The sequence below is a fragment of the Corynebacterium sp. c24Ua_83 genome, from assembly GCF_039907245.1.
In the GTDB taxonomy this organism is placed as follows: domain Bacteria; phylum Actinomycetota; class Actinomycetes; order Mycobacteriales; family Mycobacteriaceae; genus Corynebacterium.
Genome location: NZ_JASBOI010000004.1, coordinates 125,269 through 142,204 on the forward strand (window position 1 = coordinate 125,269; position 16,936 = coordinate 142,204).

Annotated in this window: 12 protein-coding genes; 7 read left to right on the forward strand and 5 right to left on the reverse strand. The window is 65.7% G+C overall.

Annotation, left to right across the window (positions count from 1 at the left end):
- Positions 1-86: 86 nt before the first annotated feature.
- Positions 87-509 (reverse strand): hypothetical protein, encoded by a 423-nt coding sequence (locus tag QKE30_RS04895; protein ID WP_239199171.1) that lies wholly within the window; start codon positions 507-509, stop codon positions 87-89.
- A 207-nt stretch (positions 510-716) separates the two neighbouring features.
- On the opposite strand from QKE30_RS04895, the gene QKE30_RS04900 reads away from it, so the two are divergent.
- The 3 genes from QKE30_RS04900 to QKE30_RS04910 are packed head-to-tail and all read left to right on the forward strand — an operon-like array spanning position 717 to position 4,419.
- Positions 717-1,553 carry a hypothetical protein gene (locus QKE30_RS04900; protein WP_239199174.1) on the forward strand — a complete coding sequence of 279 codons (837 nt, stop codon included), beginning with the start codon at positions 717-719 and terminating at the stop codon, positions 1,551-1,553.
- On the forward strand, positions 1,537-3,342 hold the full coding sequence (locus QKE30_RS04905) for a DNA polymerase Y family protein (protein WP_347934238.1): 1,806 nt from the start codon (positions 1,537-1,539) through the stop codon (positions 3,340-3,342). The genes QKE30_RS04900 and QKE30_RS04905 overlap by 17 nt, the downstream gene beginning before the upstream one ends.
- A 36-nt stretch (positions 3,343-3,378) precedes the next feature.
- Entirely contained in the window at positions 3,379-4,419 is a 1,041-nt protein-coding gene (locus tag QKE30_RS04910; protein WP_239199180.1) for a sucrase ferredoxin, read from the forward strand.
- Positions 4,420-4,499: 80 nt separating this feature from the next.
- Here QKE30_RS04910 and QKE30_RS04915 read toward each other — a convergent pair whose 3' ends face one another.
- Genes QKE30_RS04915 through QKE30_RS04925 form a run of 3 tightly spaced genes read right to left on the reverse strand, consistent with a single transcriptional unit; the run spans position 4,500 to position 7,167 of the window.
- The gene (locus tag QKE30_RS04915; protein ID WP_034984925.1) at positions 4,500-5,180 is read right to left on the reverse strand and encodes a methionine ABC transporter permease; all 681 of its coding nucleotides are present in this window, start codon (positions 5,178-5,180) and stop codon (positions 4,500-4,502) included.
- Positions 5,177-6,262, reverse strand: coding sequence for a methionine ABC transporter ATP-binding protein (locus tag QKE30_RS04920; protein WP_239199183.1), 1,086 nt, complete (start codon positions 6,260-6,262; stop codon positions 5,177-5,179). Before QKE30_RS04920 ends, QKE30_RS04915 begins: the two co-directional genes overlap by 4 nt.
- 44 nt (positions 6,263-6,306) lie before the next feature.
- Positions 6,307-7,167, reverse strand: coding sequence for a MetQ/NlpA family ABC transporter substrate-binding protein (locus QKE30_RS04925; protein ID WP_239199461.1), 861 nt, complete (start codon positions 7,165-7,167; stop codon positions 6,307-6,309).
- Positions 7,168-7,384: 217 nt separating this feature from the next.
- Between QKE30_RS04925 and QKE30_RS04930 the strand changes: the two genes are divergently transcribed.
- Together QKE30_RS04930 and QKE30_RS04935 are read left to right on the forward strand one after the other, a co-directional pair.
- Entirely contained in the window at positions 7,385-10,789 is a 3,405-nt protein-coding gene (locus QKE30_RS04930; RefSeq protein ID WP_239199464.1) for an error-prone DNA polymerase, read from the forward strand.
- Between the two features lie 96 nt (positions 10,790-10,885).
- Positions 10,886-12,340: a PHB depolymerase family esterase gene (locus QKE30_RS04935; protein ID WP_239199186.1), complete on the forward strand. Its 1,455-nt coding sequence runs from the start codon at positions 10,886-10,888 to the stop codon at positions 12,338-12,340.
- Between the two features lie 51 nt (positions 12,341-12,391).
- On the opposite strand, the gene QKE30_RS04940 is transcribed toward QKE30_RS04935, so the two are convergent.
- A complete protein-coding gene (locus QKE30_RS04940; RefSeq protein WP_239199189.1) occupies positions 12,392-13,600 on the reverse strand; it encodes a DUF4272 domain-containing protein in 1,209 nt (402 codons plus the stop codon).
- Between the two features lie 101 nt (positions 13,601-13,701).
- Between QKE30_RS04940 and QKE30_RS04945 the strand changes: the two genes are divergently transcribed.
- Positions 13,702-15,495: an alpha/beta fold hydrolase gene (locus QKE30_RS04945; protein ID WP_239199192.1), complete on the forward strand. Its 1,794-nt coding sequence runs from the start codon at positions 13,702-13,704 to the stop codon at positions 15,493-15,495.
- Positions 15,496-15,655: 160 nt separating this feature from the next.
- Positions 15,656-16,933 carry an alpha-hydroxy acid oxidase gene (locus QKE30_RS04950; protein WP_239199195.1) on the forward strand — a complete coding sequence of 426 codons (1,278 nt, stop codon included), beginning with the start codon at positions 15,656-15,658 and terminating at the stop codon, positions 16,931-16,933.
- The last annotated feature ends 3 nt before the right edge of the window (positions 16,934-16,936 follow it).

Here is a 16,936-nt window from a genome sequence, read left to right on the forward strand (position 1 = left end):
TAAAAGCTGAAATAGCTTTTCGGCCCGCCCTCCCCGGTGTTTGGGGAGTGCGGGCCGTTTTGCTTTAGCGCAGTGCTCTTTGAGCGCTACTTCTTCTTGGTTTTGTCGATCGGCTTGATGTGCGCGGTGCCGTCGATGTGCGGGTAGATAAACCAGGTGTACGCGCTGGCGATGACCCACGCGATGGCCATGAGAACCCACGAGCGTGTATTCAGTAGCGGGAGCGCCATCAGTGCGATCCATAGCGGGAATAGGGGTGCGACCTGTGCTGCGCTGGTGCGGTAGCGCTCGCCACGCTTTTCCACCTCTGCGCGTACCTGTCGGCGGTAGGGGTGGCTAAACGTCAGAAGTAGCGCCGCGCCGACATTGAGGATCAGCACGATAGCTTGAAAGCCGGGCGCGAGCGGCGCAACCATAATGCCCACTGCCAGGCCGAAGAGTACCGAGGCGGCGGCACGCACGGGCGTAGGTGGGGCGATGACGGGCTCGTTGCGGTTTGTTGGGCTCATGGTTGCCCATTTTAGGTGACGCCACCTTTTCCGCCCCCTTCAACCTGCGCCTTTGTTTCTGCGCTTGACGCTGCTGCGCGGGGAGGGATATATTCGACCCCATCAAGTTAGAACAGGTGTTCTAATATGTGTTGTGTGCGGGGTAGCCCTGTACGAGGGCGCTGATAGAACATGCGGTGTCGGAAAAAGGGAAGGGAGGTGGCAACCATGGCGCAGTCTGCAGGGGAATCTGCGGCGCAGGCGACGATTGCCAGCTTGCGGCGCAAGATGCAGCAGATCGAATCCGGGGGAGCTCCGATGGCCAGCGTTTCGAGCGCGGCGGTGCTGGAATCGGCACCGGCGGGGAAGGTGGCGTCACAAAGAAAAGAACTGCACAGAGAAAACAGTGTGCGCGTCGCACCGGTCCCGGCGTGGCTGGCCGAGCACCTGCCGGGTGGCGGGGTGGCGCGTGGGCAGGCAACGCAGATTTCGGATTGCCCGGCGGTGCTGGTGGATGTGCTGGCGCACCTGACGGCGCAGGGGATGTGCGTGGCGGTGGTCGATTATCCGCGGCTGGCGATCGCGGCGGTGGCGGCCGCTGGCGGTGACGTGGAGCGACTGGTGCTGGTGCCGGATTCCACCCCGCACACGGCGGCAGTGCTGGGCACGCTGGTGGAAGGGATGGATGTGGTGCTGTTTGCGGCGGGTGGGCAGCTCGGCAAGCAGGGCGGTGGCGGGGCCGTGAGCTCGACCGTAGCGCCGACCTTCGCGCGACCCGTGGAGGCGCGGCTGCGGAAGAGCGAATGTGCCTTGCTGGTGTGTGGGAAGGCGTGGCCGCAGGCCAGGATGCACGTGGAGCTGCAGGTATGCGGTGTGCTGGGGCTGAGCCGCGGGAGTGGGCGCATCCGTGCCGTGGAGGTCGCGGGGCGCGTGTGGGGTAAGGCCCAGCCGCCGAGTGCGGTGCGGGCGACGATTGGTGCAGAGAGCACAGCGGGCATAGCGGGCACCGTGGACACAGCGGATACATGGGGTACAGAGGACACGGCACATGCGTACTCCGGATAGCGCGGTGCGGGAGGCGCCTGCAGCCCACAACAGGCGGGTGGCAGTGCTGTGGTTCCCGGATTGGCCGGTGTACGTCCAGGCGCAGTCGCGCGGGTGGGACGTGCTGGCGCCCGCTGCGGTGATCGCCGATTACCGGATGCTGGCCTGCAATGCGGCCGCGCGCGCCCAGGGAATCCGGATCGGAATGAAACAGCGGCATGCCCTGGCGGCGTACCCGCAGCTGAACATCGCGGCGGACGATCCCACCCGGCAGGCCTCCGTGCACGAGGACGTGCTGGCCGCGCTGCAGGACGTCAGCGCAGTCGTGGAGACCCTCCGCCCCGGACTGCTGGCCTTCCCGGTGGACTCGCTAGCCAGGTACTACGGCAACGAGGCCAGCGCGGTGGAGAAGCTGCTGGATGCCGCCGCGCGGATACACGCCGACTGCTTGGCCGGCGTGGCCGATGACTTGGTCTCGGCGGTATGGGCGGCCCGGCTGGGCAAGAGCATCCCCGTGGGCGGCAGTGCGGAGTTCATCGCGGGGTTGCCGATCAGCGTGCTGAGCATCGAGCCGGAGCTGCGCGCCCCCGCACACCTCAGCGCCACCTTGCAGCAGCTGGGGCTACGCACGATGCGCGACTTTGCCGGGTTGCCGCGCGCGGACGTGGCCGCGCGCTTCGGGCAGGAGGCCGTGGAGTGGCACCGCATCGCCAGCGGGCACGTCGACCGGGATGTGGCGCCCCGACGGCACCGGGAAGATCTAGAGCTGCGCTACGAGGCCGATGAACCCATCGCGCGGACCGAAACCGCCGCGTTTATTGCTCGACATGTAGCCACTGCGCTGCACAACAAGCTCTTCGCAGCTGGCGAGGCCTGCCTGCGTCTGGCCGTGCGAGCCTACCTGGAACCCCCGGTGGGATACACCGGGCCGACCGTCATCGAGAGACTGTGGCGCTGCCGTGAACCACTGTCGGAACAGGACACCGCCCAGCGGGTGCGCTGGCAGCTCGACGGCTGGCTCACCCGGCTGCGCGCCGGGGCGGGGAATGCTGGCGGAGCCGACGGAGGGGTCATCGAGGCCGACTGGGCGGACAACACCGTCGGGGTGACGTGCATCGAACTCGTTCCCGTGGAGACCGTCCCGGCGGGCAGCCTGGCAGCGCCACTGTGGGGCGGGCCAGATGAAGGCATCCGCGCCGCCCGTGCCGCCGCCGGGCGGGCGCAAGCACTGATCGGCATGAACCGCGTGCTCCGTCCCATCCACCACGGAGGCCGTGCCGTAGCCCGCCGTATCGCCACCGTGCCCTACGGGGAGGACGACCCGGAGGAGGTAACCGCCCTGCCGACCCGCCAATGGGAAGGGCAACTGTTGCCCCCTTTGCCAGGGCTGATCGGCTCGCCAACCAGTGATGATGGCACCCCCGGTGCCAGCGGTCGCAACTCCGGCGGCCGTGGCCCCAGTGAACGTAATCCCAGCGCCGCGCACCCCGCAGCGCGGCTGGCGCTGCTGGACCGCCAGGGTGATGCCGTGTACGTTACCGGCCGCGGGCTGATGAGCTCCCCGCCGGAAACTCTGCACTGGGGCGCCCGGCGGCTCCGCATCACCGGATGGGCCGGCCCCTGGCCGGTCGACGAGCACTGGTGGGCCGAGGGGAAGCGCTACGCCCGGCTGCAGGTCGCAGCCCGCGAGGAAACCCGCGAAGAAACCCATAGTGGGCCCCACAGCGGACACCGCAAGGATGCTCCGAAAGACCACGCATTTCTGCTGGTATGCAAAGGGAAGCAGTGGCGGATCGAAGCGACTTACTAGCCCGCCTGCAGCTTCCAACTTGGTACTGTTGTAGGCATGCCTACAACTAGAAACGCGCAGGCCGGACAGCCCGAAACCGGGAAGCCCGCCACTCAGACCTCCGGCGGAATCCACGCGGACATGTGCTCCCAGCGAACCGATGAGGCTCTCCCCGGCACCGCCAAGCCGGGCAAGATCATCCTCGCCCTCGAGTTCGTCACCAACTGGGGCCACGACATCCTCGACGGCACCGCGCTAGGGGAGGAGCTCACCGAAAAGGTCGAGAAGTTCCTCAAGGACAACGGCGCCCAACTGCAGTTCATTCGCCGCCCCGGCCGCGAAGGTCAGCAGCGCGCAGCCAGCGCCACCCGGCAGCTCTATATCAGCTGGGCCGAAGGTTACGGCGACGACCCCACGCCCATCCTCGAAAGCCTGCAGGTCTCCGGACCCGAGGCGCTGCTGGATCTCGACCTCAGCGCCCCCGGCGCCGCCGGCGGCCAGCGCATCGACGGCCCGCTGCTGCTGGTATGCACCCACGGCAAGCGCGACAAGTGCTGCGCGGTCTTCGGCCGCCCGGTAGCCGACGAGCTCACCGCCAAGTACGGCCAGATGGTCTGGGAATCCTCCCACACCAAGGGCCACCGCTTCGCCCCCTCCATGATCCTGCTGCCCCACAACTACTCCTACGGCCAGCTCGGTACCACGGGCGCCAGCAGCATGCTGGAGCGCGCCAAGCAAGGCGAGCTGTGGCTGGAGGGCTGCCGCGGCCGCGGAGTCTGGGACCCGGTCGGCCAGGCCGCGGAACTGGCCGTGGCGGAGAAGCTGGCCAGCGAAGGCCGCCACGTCAAGCTCGCCAGCATGCGCGTGACCAAGCCGGAAGCGGCCGGAGACGCAGACGGCGCCACCGAGGTGCGCGTCGTGACCGTTGCGGCGGATGCGACCCCAGAAGCGGGCACGGATGCGAACCCAGATGCGGGCCCAGAAACGGGCGCAGAACAGGCAATCACGGTCCGCCTGAGCGCGCACCCAGGCGGAACCTCCGTTCCCTCCTGCGGTAAGAAGCCCAAGCAGACCGTGACGTGGGTCGCGGAATTCTAAACGCACGACAAAACCCCGGGGCAGTTCACTTGTGTGTGAACTAGCACCCGGGTTTCGTGCTCTCTAGCAGCGCGTGCTCGCTAGCGGCGCATGATCTTTTTCGACAGCCAGTTTCCGCCCAGCTGCGCGATCTGCACGATCACGATGATCACTGCGACGGTCGTCCACGTAACGGCGTCATTAAACGAGCGGTAACCGTAGACAATCGCGAAGTCACCCAGACCACCTGCACCGATGTAACCGGCCATGGCGGACATATCCACGATGGCGATGAACATGAAGGTGAAGCCAAGGATCAGCGGGCCCAGCGCCTCGGGGATGATCACCGTGAAGATGATCTTCAGCGGCGAGGCACCCATCGCCTTGGCAGCCTCGATTACGCCCGGGTCGATCGCCACCAGGTTCTGCTCGAAAATACGCGCAGCGCCGAAGGTGGCGGCGACGACCATGCCGACGATGGCCGCTTCCGTACCGATACGGCTCTGCACCACCAGATCTGTCAGCGGGCCGATAGCCGTCAGCAAGATGATGAACGGAATCGGGCGGATGAAGTTCACCAGGAAGTTCGTGATCCAGTAGACCACCCGGTTCTGCAGAATGCCGCCCTTGCGGGTGGTGTACAGCAGCAGGCCGATGATCAGGCCTAGTACCGAGGAGATCAGCAGCGTGATCGAGACCATGTACAGCGTCTCGAAAATCGCCTTCTGGAACGTGTTGCCGTAGCGGTCCCAATCCATTTGCGCGAGGGTCATCGTGTTCATCGGATCTCCTCAATCTCGGTGGAATCCTGCATGTGGCTGTGGAACTCCTCGATCGCCTTCTCGCCGTCGGTATTGTGGGCCGTCAGGCGCAGAGTAAGGCGGCCGAAACTGTGGTTCTGGAGGGTGGTGACGCCACCGTGGACGATGTTTACCGTCACCCCTGCAGCGGACAGCTTCGAGATGGCATCGAAAAACCCGATTCCCTCGGCCATGGTCACAGTGAAGAGTCGACCGTTTTCGGACTGCAGCGCCTCCGCCTCGACCATGTCGGGAGTGTTGCGCAGCGAGGTGGCCACGAAGTTGGCGGCAGTCTTCGTCTGCGGGTTGGAAAATACCTCGTAGACGCTGCCCTGCTCCACGATGCGGCCGTTTTCCATCACGATCACGGAGTCGGCGATGGAACGCACAACCTCCATCTCGTGGGTGATCACCACGATGGTGATGCCGAGCTCGCGGTTCACCTTACGCAGCAGCTCCAGCACGTCGCGGGTGGTGGAGGGGTCCAGCGCGCTGGTGGCCTCGTCGGCCAGCAGCAGGCTGGGGTTGGTGGCCAGCGCGCGGGCGATGCCGACGCGCTGCTTCTGGCCACCGGACAGCTGCTCCGGGTAGGCATTGCCCTTGTCGGACAGGCCGACGAACTCCAGCAGCTCCTTGACGCGCTCTTCCCGCTGCTGCTTGGGCATACCCTGCAGGCGCAGTGGGTAGGCGACGTTGCCTGCCACGTTGCGGGAGGAGAACAGGTTGAACTGCTGGAAGATCATGCCGATGTCGCTGCGCAGCTTGCGCATTTGCGATTCCGGCAGGGGAACGATGTCCTGGCCATCCAGCAGGATCTGCCCGCTGGTGGGGCGGTCCAGGCCGTTGATCTGCCGGACAAGGGTGGACTTGCCGGCGCCGGAGTAGCCGATGATGCCGACGATGGAGCCCGCCGCGATCTGCGTGTTGATGTCCTGCAGGGCGTGAATTTCCTTCTTGCCCTGCTTGAAGACCTTCGTCACGTCGCGGAAGACGATCTCCGTGCCGGTACTGCCGGTATTGCCGGCGCTGGGCTGGTCGACGCCAGGTTGTGCGTCTGTAGCCATAGGGAACCTCTTTTAAGAGTTGGGGTTAGTAGTGCCGATTGGGCCTACTTCTTGATCTGGTCCTCAGTGTCCTTCAGAACCTTAGCCAGCTCCTCCGGGCCCATCTGAACCTGGACGGAGGTGCCCTTGGACTGCTCGTTCAGTGCATCCTGAACGTCCTTGGAGTGCCAGACCTCAACGAGCTTCTTCAGATCCTCGTCGTCCTTCTTCTCCTCGGTGGTGACGAAGGCGTTGATGAACGGCTTGGCGGCCTCTGCCTTCGGGTCGTCCTCGACGATGGCGGACTTCGGGTCGATGTTGCCGCGCTCCAGGAAGGAGTTGTTGATGACGGCCGGGGTGCCATCCTTGTAGGCGGTCACGGTCTGGGCAGCGTCCACCGGGGTGACCTTGACCTTGGACTTGCCCTCGTCGACGTCGGCCGGGGTCGGGGAGAGGATCTTGTCGTCCTTCAGCTTCACCAGGCCAGCGGATGCCAGCACGTGCAGGGCGCGGCCCTGGTTGGTCGGGTCGTTCGGGATGGCAACCTCACCGGCTTCCTCGATGTCCTTGACCTCGCTGTGGTCCTGGTAGTACACGCCCAGCGGGATGATCTCGGTAGCGCCGATCGGCACCAGGTTGGAGTCGTTGTTGACGTTGTAGTCAGCCAGGAACATCAGGTGCTGGAAGTTGTTGACGTCGATCTCGCCGTCGGCCAGCGCGCGGTTCGGCAGGCTGTAGTCGCCGAACGGAACCAGCTCAACGTTCAGGCCTTCTTCCTTGGCCTTTTCCTCAAACACCTGCCACTGCTTCTGGCCCTGGTCGGTGGTGCCGACCTTGATCGTGTCGTCGTCACCGCCGCAGGCGGTCAAGCTGAAGGCCATAACTGCTGCAGCTACACCGGCTGCTACTTTACGGCGAAGGGACATGGGATCCTCCTGGATAGTCATGGAGCCCGGTGCTCTATCGAATGTCCGGGCTGAACTGTGCGATTAAAGTAGCACTCTAAACCAGAATGAACAACTTAGTCTAGTCTTAGTTTCCACTAGTTTTAAAGGGATTTGCTCCCGCTGGTAGTTAATAGAATGTCTGTTCTATAATCGCTCTGTGTCTGTTGAACCCCGCGACCCCACCGATGAGCCAAACCTGGCATCTCGCCGCACGCTACGCAAGCCACAATCCAGGAGCTTTTCCCAGGGTCGGCCGCTGAGCTGGGCGCAGCTCGAAAGCGTGCTCTCCGGCAGAGGGCCGGGGCTGCGGAACCTCCGCGCGGTCGGAGTAGGGGAAGGCCAGCAGCGCACCACGTCTCTCGACCTTGCGGAGGCGGATGGCGCTGGGGCCGAGGGGGCGTCACAAAAAGAAGCAACAACCCCCTTCGCGGAGCTCCACGCCTGCAGCGCCTACAACTTCCTGCGTGGCGCGAGCCAGCCCGAGCAGATGGTTACGGCGGCCCGTGAACTGGGGCTAAGCGCGCTTGCGTGCGTGGACCGCGACGGCTTCTACGGTGCGGCGCGCTTCGCTACGGCGGTGGCGGAGAGTAAAGCGGACCTCGCCACGGTATTCGGCGCGGAGCTGAGCCTCGACGTGCCACTCACGGTGCTGTGCAAGGGGCGCGAAGGCTACACGCGGCTCAGCCGGGTTATTGCTGACGCCCGCATGGCCGACCCGGACAAAGATTCCGTCCGGTATCCCAGCTTGCCCCGGCTGGCGGAGGTGGCGGGCGGCCACTGGCTAATACTGCTGGATTGGCGCTGGGCGGACGCGCGGCTCGTGGACATCTTCGGTGCGGACAACGTCGTGGTGGAGCTGCAACACACGATGAACCCCGCCGACGCCGACCGCAACGAGCGTCTCCACGCCCTGGCGGTGCGCCACGGCCTACGCGAGATCGTCAGCAGCGCCCCGACGTGCGCCACCCCTAAGCACTCCCGGCTGGCTGGGGCGAAGGCCGCGCTGCGCGAGCGGAAAGACATAGCGGCCGCGGAGCCGACCACCCACCCGGTCGGCGGCTCGTGGCTGCGCTCGGGCGAGGAGATGCTGCAGCTCGCGGGCGATTGTGAGTGGCTGGCGCGCGCCGTGGAGACCTCCGTGCAGGTTGCCGAAGAATGCGCCTTCACACTGGACCTTGTCGCGCCAAACCTGCCGCACTTCTCCGTACCGGAGGGCTACACGGAAATGACCTGGCTGCGCGCCATCACCGAACGCGGCGGGGCACAGCGCTACGGCCCGCGCGGTTCCTCCGCCGCCGCCAACCAGGCCTGGGCCACCATCGACCGCGAGCTGGAAGCCATCGAGCAGCTGGGATTCCCCGGCTACTTCCTGATCGTCCACGACATCGTCTCCTTCTGCCACGAGAACAACATCTTCTGCCAGGGGCGAGGGTCCGCGGCGAACTCCGCGGTGTGCTTTGCACTGGGGATCACGACGGTGGACGCTGTGGCCTCCGGCCTGCTCTTCGAGCGCTTCCTTTCCCCGGAACGCGACGGGCCGCCCGACATCGACCTCGACATTGAATCCGGGCGGCGCGAGGAGGCTATCCAGTACGTGTACTCCCGCTATGGCCGCGAGAACGCCGCGCAGGTGGCGAACGTGATCACCTACCGCCGCCGCGGCGCCACCCGCGATGCCGGGCGTGCCCTCGGCTACGCGCCGGGCCAGATCGATGCCTGGACCCGCCACCCGGAACAGACTCCCGACGCAGTACAGCACTTAGCCGAGCAGATGCTGGACCACCCCCGCCACCTGGGCATTCACTCCGGCGGCATGGTGATCTGCGACCGCCCGATCGCGCAGGTCGTGCCGACGGAATGGGCGCGGATGGAAGGCCGCTCGGTGGTGCAGTGGGACAAGGACGACTGCGCGGCCGTGGGGCTGGTGAAGTTCGACCTGCTGGGGCTCGGCATGCTGGAGGCGCTGCACCACGCGGTGGATCAGGTGCGTGCCCACCGGGGCCGGGAGGTTGAGCTGTGGCGGCTGGACCCCACGGAGCCGGAGGTCTACGCGATGCTCTCCCGCGCGGACGCGGTGGGGGTGTTCCAGGTGGAATCCCGCGCGCAGATGTCCACCCTGCCGCGCCTAAAGCCTCGCACCTTCTATGACCTGGTGGTGGAGGTCGCTCTGATCCGCCCCGGCCCCATCCAGGGCGGCTCCGTGCACCCCTATATTCGCCGTCGCAATGGTCTGGAGCCCGTGACCTTCGACCACCCGTGCTTGGAGCTCGCGCTGACGAAGACCCTGGGTATTCCGCTGTTCCAGGAGCAGCTGATGCAGATGGCCGTGGATGCAGCGGGCTTTAGCGGCGCCGAGGCCGATACCCTGCGCCGGGCGATGGGGTCGAAGCGCTCGCCGCAGAAGATGGAGCGGCTGAAAAAGCGCTTCTACCAGGGGGTGGAGGCGAAGAACGGGATCCGCGGGGTAGTGGCTGACCGGTTGTGGGACAAGATCGTGGCCTTCGCTAGCTACGGCTTCCCGGAATCACACTCGCAGTCTTTCGCCTCCCTGGTCTACTACTCCGCGTGGTTCAAGTACCACTATCCGGCGGAGTTCTGCGTGGCCCTGCTGCGCGCCCAGCCGATGGGGTTCTACTCGCCGCAGTCCCTGCTGGCCGACGCGCGCCGCCACGGCGTAGAGGTCCTTCCCGTGGACGTGAACGCTTCGGACGTGCAGGTGGATGCGGTTGTTTCCTTAATGACGCCCCCACGCACCAACCGGCCCACGGGAGTTCACGGGTTAGGCCGGGGGACCGGCGAGCCGGTGGGGCAGATCCGGCTCGGGCTCAGTGGGGCGGGCGGGGTGAAGGGGATTTCCGCCGAGGTGGCGGAGCGTATCGTGGAGGCGCGCGAACGGATCGGCCGCTTCACCAGCGTGGAAGACCTATCCCGCGAAGCCGGGCTGACCGTGGCTCATGTGGAGAAGCTGGCGCGGGCGGGGGCTTTGGGGAGCCTCGGGCTAACCCGCCGCCAGGCCGTGTGGGCCGCCGGGGTGGCAGCGACCGAGCGGCCGGGAATGCTGCCGGGGACGTCCGGTGTGCAGGCGCCGGCGTTGCCTGGGATGAGTGCTTTTGAGATGGTGGCGTCCGAACTAGCGACAACGGGCGTGACGACGGCCGAGCATCCGGTGCAGCTCCTGCGCGAATACCTGGACGAGTGGCACCTGCGCCCTGCCCTGCGCGGTGTGCACTCCGGTGATGCCGCCCCGCGCGGCGGCGCGGCGGTGGTGACAGCCGATAGCCTGCTGCGCGTCCTCGATGGCACGCGGGTGCGCGTCGCCGGTGTGGTGACCCATCGGCAGCGCCCCGCAACCGCAGGTGGGGTGGTGTTTTTCGGCTTGGAAGACGAGACCGGGCTGGCGAATATTGTGGTCTCGCAGGGGCTGTGGGCACGGCAGCGGGCAGTCGCGCTAAATGCAAAGATCCTGGTCGTGCGGGGGATTGTCCACAACGCGGAGGGGGCGGCCACCGTGACGGCGGATTTGCTGGAACAGGTGGAGACACAACTGCGGCCGGCGGGTGAGATCGCGGGGGCGCACGCGGGCTCGCGGGACTTCCGCTGAGGTGACGCTCGAGTGGCACTGGGGCGGCTCTAGGGTGACACTGAACACGAGGGCCGGTGATTGACACAGGCGGATGAGCAAAGAACAATCGTCCCCGTGACTCGTAAGCCTTTCGACCCCGATGCCCCGCGCGCGCCACGCCACGCGCGGGAAAACTCGGCTCGGAAGGAGCGCCACCACCTAGCGGTACCTCCGCAGGTCAGCGACCAGGATTCCGCGAGCTTCGGGGAGGATTCCTGGCGGGGGAGCCGGCGGCGTCATCAACAAAGCTCCCAGGGGAAAAGCCCTCAGGGACAAAGCGCCGAAAACCGCGCGAAGGGCGGGCGGCACCGCGCGGACCGCCGCAACAATGGCTACGCGCCGGAGCGTCCCACCGGCAGCCGCCCCACGGAACAACAGTTCCGCCGCAGGCGCATCGCGGCAACCGTTTTCGCGGCGTTTCTGCTGCTCTGCGCAGCCGGAATGGGCGTGGCAATTCAGAAGATCACCCACGCCACCCGTGACGATCCGCAGGCGCATAACACAGTGAAGGAACCGGCGGATTTCGCCCCGACGGAAGCTGTGGCTATTCCGCCTGCGGGCCCCAACGTGCAGGTTTCTCCCGCGGTGGCGCGCATCCCGCAGCACTTCCACCCGATCCGTGACCTGCCGAAGGCGGGGCAGAACAAGACCCTTGAACTCAAATCCAGCAAGCGCGACCGCCGCTACATCATTAACGTCCCCCGCGGCGCGCAGCCCTACGACAAGAAGCAGCAGGAGGGTGCGAAGAATCAAAAGCCCCTCCCGCTGATCTTCGCGTTCCACGGCTACCGCGAGCAGGCCACCCAGATGGCGCGCTACACCGGTCTAGCAGGCAAAAAAGCGATTGTGGTGTACCCGCAGGGCATCGGCGATGCCTGGGAGGGCGCCCCGTACGCGCGGGTGAAGGCTGGCGAGGACGTCCGCTTCGTCCGCGATGTGATGGATGCGGTGTCTTCTACTTACCAGGTGGACGCGAACCGCATCTACGCGACGGGCATGTCCAACGGCGGGGGCTTCGTAGGCAAGCTGGCCTGCGAGATGCCAGACGAGTTCGCAGCCTTCGCGGCCGTTTCCGCGGCCTACTACTCGGACACGTGGCGCGCCTGTGCGGAGAAGGGCGCGGACCCGAAGAAGCCAGAAGACGTCCGCTTCAAGCGCGGTGAAACCACCCCGTACCTGGATATTCACGGCCGAAAGGATCAGACGATCCAATACGGTGGCGGCGAACGATACGAGGACGAGTACCTGGGGGCCTTCGAGTTCTCGCAGCTATATGCGAGCCGCGCACATTGTGTGGGCGCGCCGATTGCCACTCGCGTGACGGATGCCGTGCAGCGCGTCCAGTGGCCTAACTGCGGCCAACACATGGAGGTCATGCACCTGGCCATTGGCGATGCCGGCCACACGTGGATGGGCGAGCGCACGGGCGAGGCCGGTGCGGGAGCGGTGGATCGTTCGCGCGAGCGCCGCTCGAACGCGATGACCGCGTCGGGCGAAGTCGCCGCGTTCTTTGAAGCACATCACCGGTGACGCTAACCGCTGCGGTCGCGTACACGTAATGGGGGCAGCTTAGTGCGACCTTTAAGTGGAGAGATCTACGTCGTCGTACGCGATAACCGGATCGGTCAGCCAGGCGACGGCGCGGTGACGCTCGACCAGGGTGGAGTGATCCTGGGGCTGGAGGGTGCCGGGACCGGTCTGGCTGGGGGTATCGGACTGCAGTTCCACGGAAACCCAGCGCAAAGAGTAGATGTGCTCCGAAGCATCGCAGATTTCCGAAAGGCTGCGCAGCGGCAGGGCGGACGCATCGCGCCCTTCGCGATCCACGGCGCGCAGTGCATCCCGCAGGTCGGGAAGGTCCACGGGGGCGAACCCGAAGACGTCAATGTCGATCAGGCCGACGGCCCAGGCGAGGAATTCGGCGGCGGTGTAGGCCCAGGCCAGCTGGTACGCATCGTCCTGCAGCTCCTGGTTATAGGCCTGTGCTCCCTGTTCCTCCTGCGCTCTCTGTGCTCCTTGCGCAGCCTCTGCGGCGTCGAGGAAGGACCGCTCAATCGGGGTGAGGTGGTCGAAGGCCCGCCGCGATCCCGCGCGCAGCGAGTCGAAGTCCACGGGTTCGCCGTTCAGCACTGCCACCGCAACGGTCGCCACCACGGACAAGGTCACGGCCCGGTTGAAGACCTCCTCGGCGGGGCGCAGCAGCACCTCGGCTTCGCTACGCACCGGCGGCAGTGTCGTCGCCACCTGGAACCCCTTCCGCCACAGGTCCCCGCGCACGCGGCGCATCCGCTCCACGGAACCAGGGTGCTGAGGCACCGAGTTCGCCTGTGCTCCACTGGACTGGGAACTGCCAACTAGAGCGGGATCCAGCAGATCTGCGCCACCTGCATTGCGTACGGTTCCGTCGGTCAGGAAAAAGACCGCGTTGGCCTCACGCGCCCAGTCGGCGAACTCCCCTAGGTGGGAGAAGTCAAAGTCGTCGGCGCGTTCAAATACGTAGTGGCGCCGCACGCTGTGGACGTGCTGCATCACCGAGTGGATGTAGGAGTTAAAACTGCCGAAACGCTCCTCACCCTGCGTAGCAACGTAGCCCTCGAACCCTGCCAGGTGTTCCAGCAGGTCACGGGTTTGCTGCTCCTCGTCTTCGTTAGAGCCGTTGGCCGCCGTCTTGAGAAACGGCCGGTCCGGCGAGCCGAAGCACAACTCGCGGGATGCAATGGCGGGCTCGCCCGGTCCGCGGAAAGGCACGTCCGCGCGCACAGTGGAGTAAGCGTTTACGTAAATGCTCATGTCTTCACAGCATAGAGTTTCTTCGCTCCACCCGCACCAGTCTGTACCTAAAGGCGAAACTGTTAGGTCAGCCGGTAGGGCTTGGCTAGAATACTGGACTCATGCGCCATACGACCGCCCCCTCGCTAGCCCCCAACGGCACTGCCATCGCCTACATCGTCCGCGATGGCGGGTATCCCTACGCCGTCCAGGCAGCACTCACTGAGGATGGCGTGGGTAAGGAACGCCCCGTGCAGCTGCCCATCGAAGGCCCCGTCACGCGCGTGCTGCACTCCCCGGATGCACAATGGATCGCCTGTGAGGTTTCCCCTAAAGGCTCGGAAAAGCTCGAGACCTTCACAGTATCTACAGACCCTGAGGTCGAAGGGGCGTCACCGCTAAGAAACACCTTCGATGCCCGCACGCATCTGGTCGAATGGGACCGCGACAAGCTGGCGATGGACGCCGTGGCGGCCGACGGCATGACGGAAGCGCGTCTAGTCGACCCAAATACGTCGCGCTACCAGGTGATGGACCGCCGCCTCGACGCGCTGCTCGTCGCCTCGGAGGCCGGGTATAGCCTCATGCGCGTCGGCCCGCGCGGCAACCGCGAACTGCTGCTGGTCAACCCTCAAGGCCGCTGGATGCCATTGCTGCCGCCGGAGCCGGGAGCCACCACGGAGGACGGGCGGATCCTGCCGATCACTGACAGCCGACTGGTGATTCTCGTAGTCACCGATCACGGTGCGGATCGCCGTCGGCTCATGCGCCTGGTGGTGGACATCGAAGGCGAGCGTCCGGTGTGTATCGAGCGCGAGGAGCTGATCAGCAACCCCGAGGCGGACGTCGACGAGTTCGCCATCAGCGAGGACCTATCGACCGCCGCGGTGCTGTGGAACCAGGCGGGCATTTCCAACCTGGAGCTGCTGAGCCTCGGCGATGAGCAGCGCGTGCAAGTCCGCCGCACCGTCGAGCTGCCGGGCATGGTCGCAGCGGGCCTGTCCATCACGGACGATGGCCAGCTGCTGGCGCTGACTGTCGAAGGGCCGAACCTGCCGCCGACGGTGGAGGTACTGCGGCTGGAGGCCGGGCGTGTGGAGCCGCTGGATCCGGACCGCACCGACCGCCTGGACGAGCGCGCCCGGCAGGGCGACGTTCCGGAGCTGGTCTATTACACCGCCCGCGACGGCCTGGAGCTTTCCGGTTGGCTGTATCTGCCGGAGGACCCCGCGCCGGGGCACCCGGTGTACGTCCACCTGCACGGCGGCCCCGAGGGGCAGTCCCGGCCCGCCCACCACGACGTGCTTGCGGACATCGTCGCCGCTGGTTACACCGTGTTTACCCCCAATATTCGCGGCAGCAAGGGCAACGGCCGCGCCTTCATCCACGCCGACGACCGTTACGGTCGCTTCGCCGCGATCGACGACGTGGCGGATACTGTTTCTTTTCTTTGTGACGCCGACTTGTGCACCGCAGGGCGGGTATTCCTGGGAGGCCGCAGTTACGGCGGGTTCCTGGCTGTGCTGGCGGCCGCCCGCTACCCGGACATGTTCCTAGGCGTGGTGGATGCCTGCGGCATGACGAGCTTCGAGACCTACTACGAGTCGACCGAGCCGTGGCTGGCGAGCGCGGCCTCCCCGAAGTACGGGTACCCGATGCACGATGCCGAGCTGCTGTGGGAAATCTCCCCGCTGCACAAGTCGGAGCTGATCACCACCCCGGTGCTGTTTATCCACGGGGCTAACGACTCGAACGTGCCGTTGCAGGAATCCCAGCAGCTGCATGACGCGCTAGTGGAGCTGGGTCGCACCCCGCAGTTCCTGGAAGTGCCGGGGGAGGGCCACCAGTTTGTGAAGCCGAAGTCCCGACAACTGATCGGCGAGCGGATACTGGAGTTCTTCGCGGAGCTGAGCTAGCTGGTTAGCGGGAAAGGGGGTCGCAGCACACCCGCACGGCGAGATTCGGGGAAGCGTCCTATCGTGGAATTGTTGGCCCCCAAACGGCGACCTACAAAAACCACGCTAATTCGCGGAAAAGGAAGCCGCGAAGAAACTCTGTGAGGAGAGCGATTTTCCCATGGCACACCAGAAACGCCAGATCCCGAACCCCGTTGAGATTTTCGACCTGCTGAAGTTTAAAAAGCCCACCCTGGATTTCAAGGCCCGTCGTCTCAACGATGCGCAGACCATCTGGGACCTGCGGGCCATCGCTAAGCGCCGCACTCCGGCCGCTGCATTCGACTACACCGATGGCGCCGCCGACGAAGAAATCTCGATGAACCGCGCACGCCAGGCCTTCCGCGACGTGGAGTTCCACCCGTCGATCCTGAACGACGTATCCAATGTAGACACCACCGCAGAGATTTTCGGCGGGAAGTCCTCCCTGCCGTTCGGCATCGCGCCGACCGGCTTTACCCGCCTGATGCAGACCGAAGGCGAGCTCGCGGGCGCGAGCGCCGCGGGGGCTGCGGGCATTCCATTCTGCCTGTCCACCCTGGGCACCACCAGCATTGAGGATGTGCACAAGGCCAACCCGAACGGTCGCAACTGGTTCCAGCTATACGTGATGAAGGAGCGCGAGATCTCCTACGGCCTGGTGGAGCGCGCGGCCAAGGCCGGCTTCGATACCCTGCTGTTCACTGTGGATACGCCCGTCGCTGGCAACCGCTTGCGCGACGCCCGCAACGGCTTTTCCATCCCCCCGGAGATCTCCCTGGGAACCGTTGTCAACGCTATCCCGCGCCCCTGGTGGTGGTGGGACTTCCTGACCACCCCGCCGCTGGAGTTCGCTTCCCTGACCAGCACCGGCGGAACGGTTGGCGAGCTGTTGGACTCCGCTATGGATCCCTCCATCAAGTTTGAGGACCTGAAGACCATCCGCGAGATGTGGCCCGGCAAGCTGGTCGTCAAGGGCGTGCAGAATCTGCCGGATTCCAAGAAGCTGGCCGACCTGGGCGTCGATGGCATCATCCTCTCCAATCACGGCGGCCGCCAGCTGGATCGCGCACCGGTGCCTTTCCAGCTGCTGCCGGAGGTTGCCCGCGAGGTCGGCAACGACGTGGACGTGGCTATGGATACCGGCATCATGAATGGCGCGGACATCGTCGCTGCGATCGCCAAGGGCGCGAAGTTCACCTTGATCGGTCGCGCATACCTCTACGGCCTGATGGCCGGTGGCGAGGCCGGCGTGGCCCGCGCCATTGAGATCCTGGCCGGCGAGGTGCGCCGCACCATGCGCCTACTGCAGGTTTCCTCGCTGGACGAGCTCACCCCGGAGCACGTCACGCAGCTCAACACCCTGAACCTAAACCAGGTGAACGGCGTGCCCGAGGACGAGCAGAACCTGTTCAGCTAGTCA

Excerpts from the sequence above, each read along its gene's own strand:
- QKE30_RS04895 (WP_239199171.1), bottom strand. The coding sequence starts at position 509 with ATGAGCCCAACAAACCGCAACGAGCCCGTCATCGCCCCACCTACGCCC.
- QKE30_RS04900 (WP_239199174.1), top strand. The coding sequence starts at position 717 with ATGGCGCAGTCTGCAGGGGAATCTGCGGCGCAGGCGACGATTGCCAGC.
- QKE30_RS04905 (WP_347934238.1), top strand. The coding sequence starts at position 1,537 with ATGCGTACTCCGGATAGCGCGGTGCGGGAGGCGCCTGCAGCCCACAAC.
- QKE30_RS04910 (WP_239199180.1), top strand. The coding sequence starts at position 3,379 with ATGCCTACAACTAGAAACGCGCAGGCCGGACAGCCCGAAACCGGGAAG.
- QKE30_RS04915 (WP_034984925.1), bottom strand. The coding sequence starts at position 5,180 with ATGAACACGATGACCCTCGCGCAAATGGATTGGGACCGCTACGGCAAC.
- QKE30_RS04920 (WP_239199183.1), bottom strand. The coding sequence starts at position 6,262 with ATGGCTACAGACGCACAACCTGGCGTCGACCAGCCCAGCGCCGGCAAT.
- QKE30_RS04925 (WP_239199461.1), bottom strand. The coding sequence starts at position 7,167 with ATGTCCCTTCGCCGTAAAGTAGCAGCCGGTGTAGCTGCAGCAGTTATG.
- QKE30_RS04940 (WP_239199189.1), bottom strand. The coding sequence starts at position 13,600 with ATGAGCATTTACGTAAACGCTTACTCCACTGTGCGCGCGGACGTGCCT.
- QKE30_RS04945 (WP_239199192.1), top strand. The coding sequence starts at position 13,702 with ATGCGCCATACGACCGCCCCCTCGCTAGCCCCCAACGGCACTGCCATC.
- QKE30_RS04950 (WP_239199195.1), top strand. The coding sequence starts at position 15,656 with ATGGCACACCAGAAACGCCAGATCCCGAACCCCGTTGAGATTTTCGAC.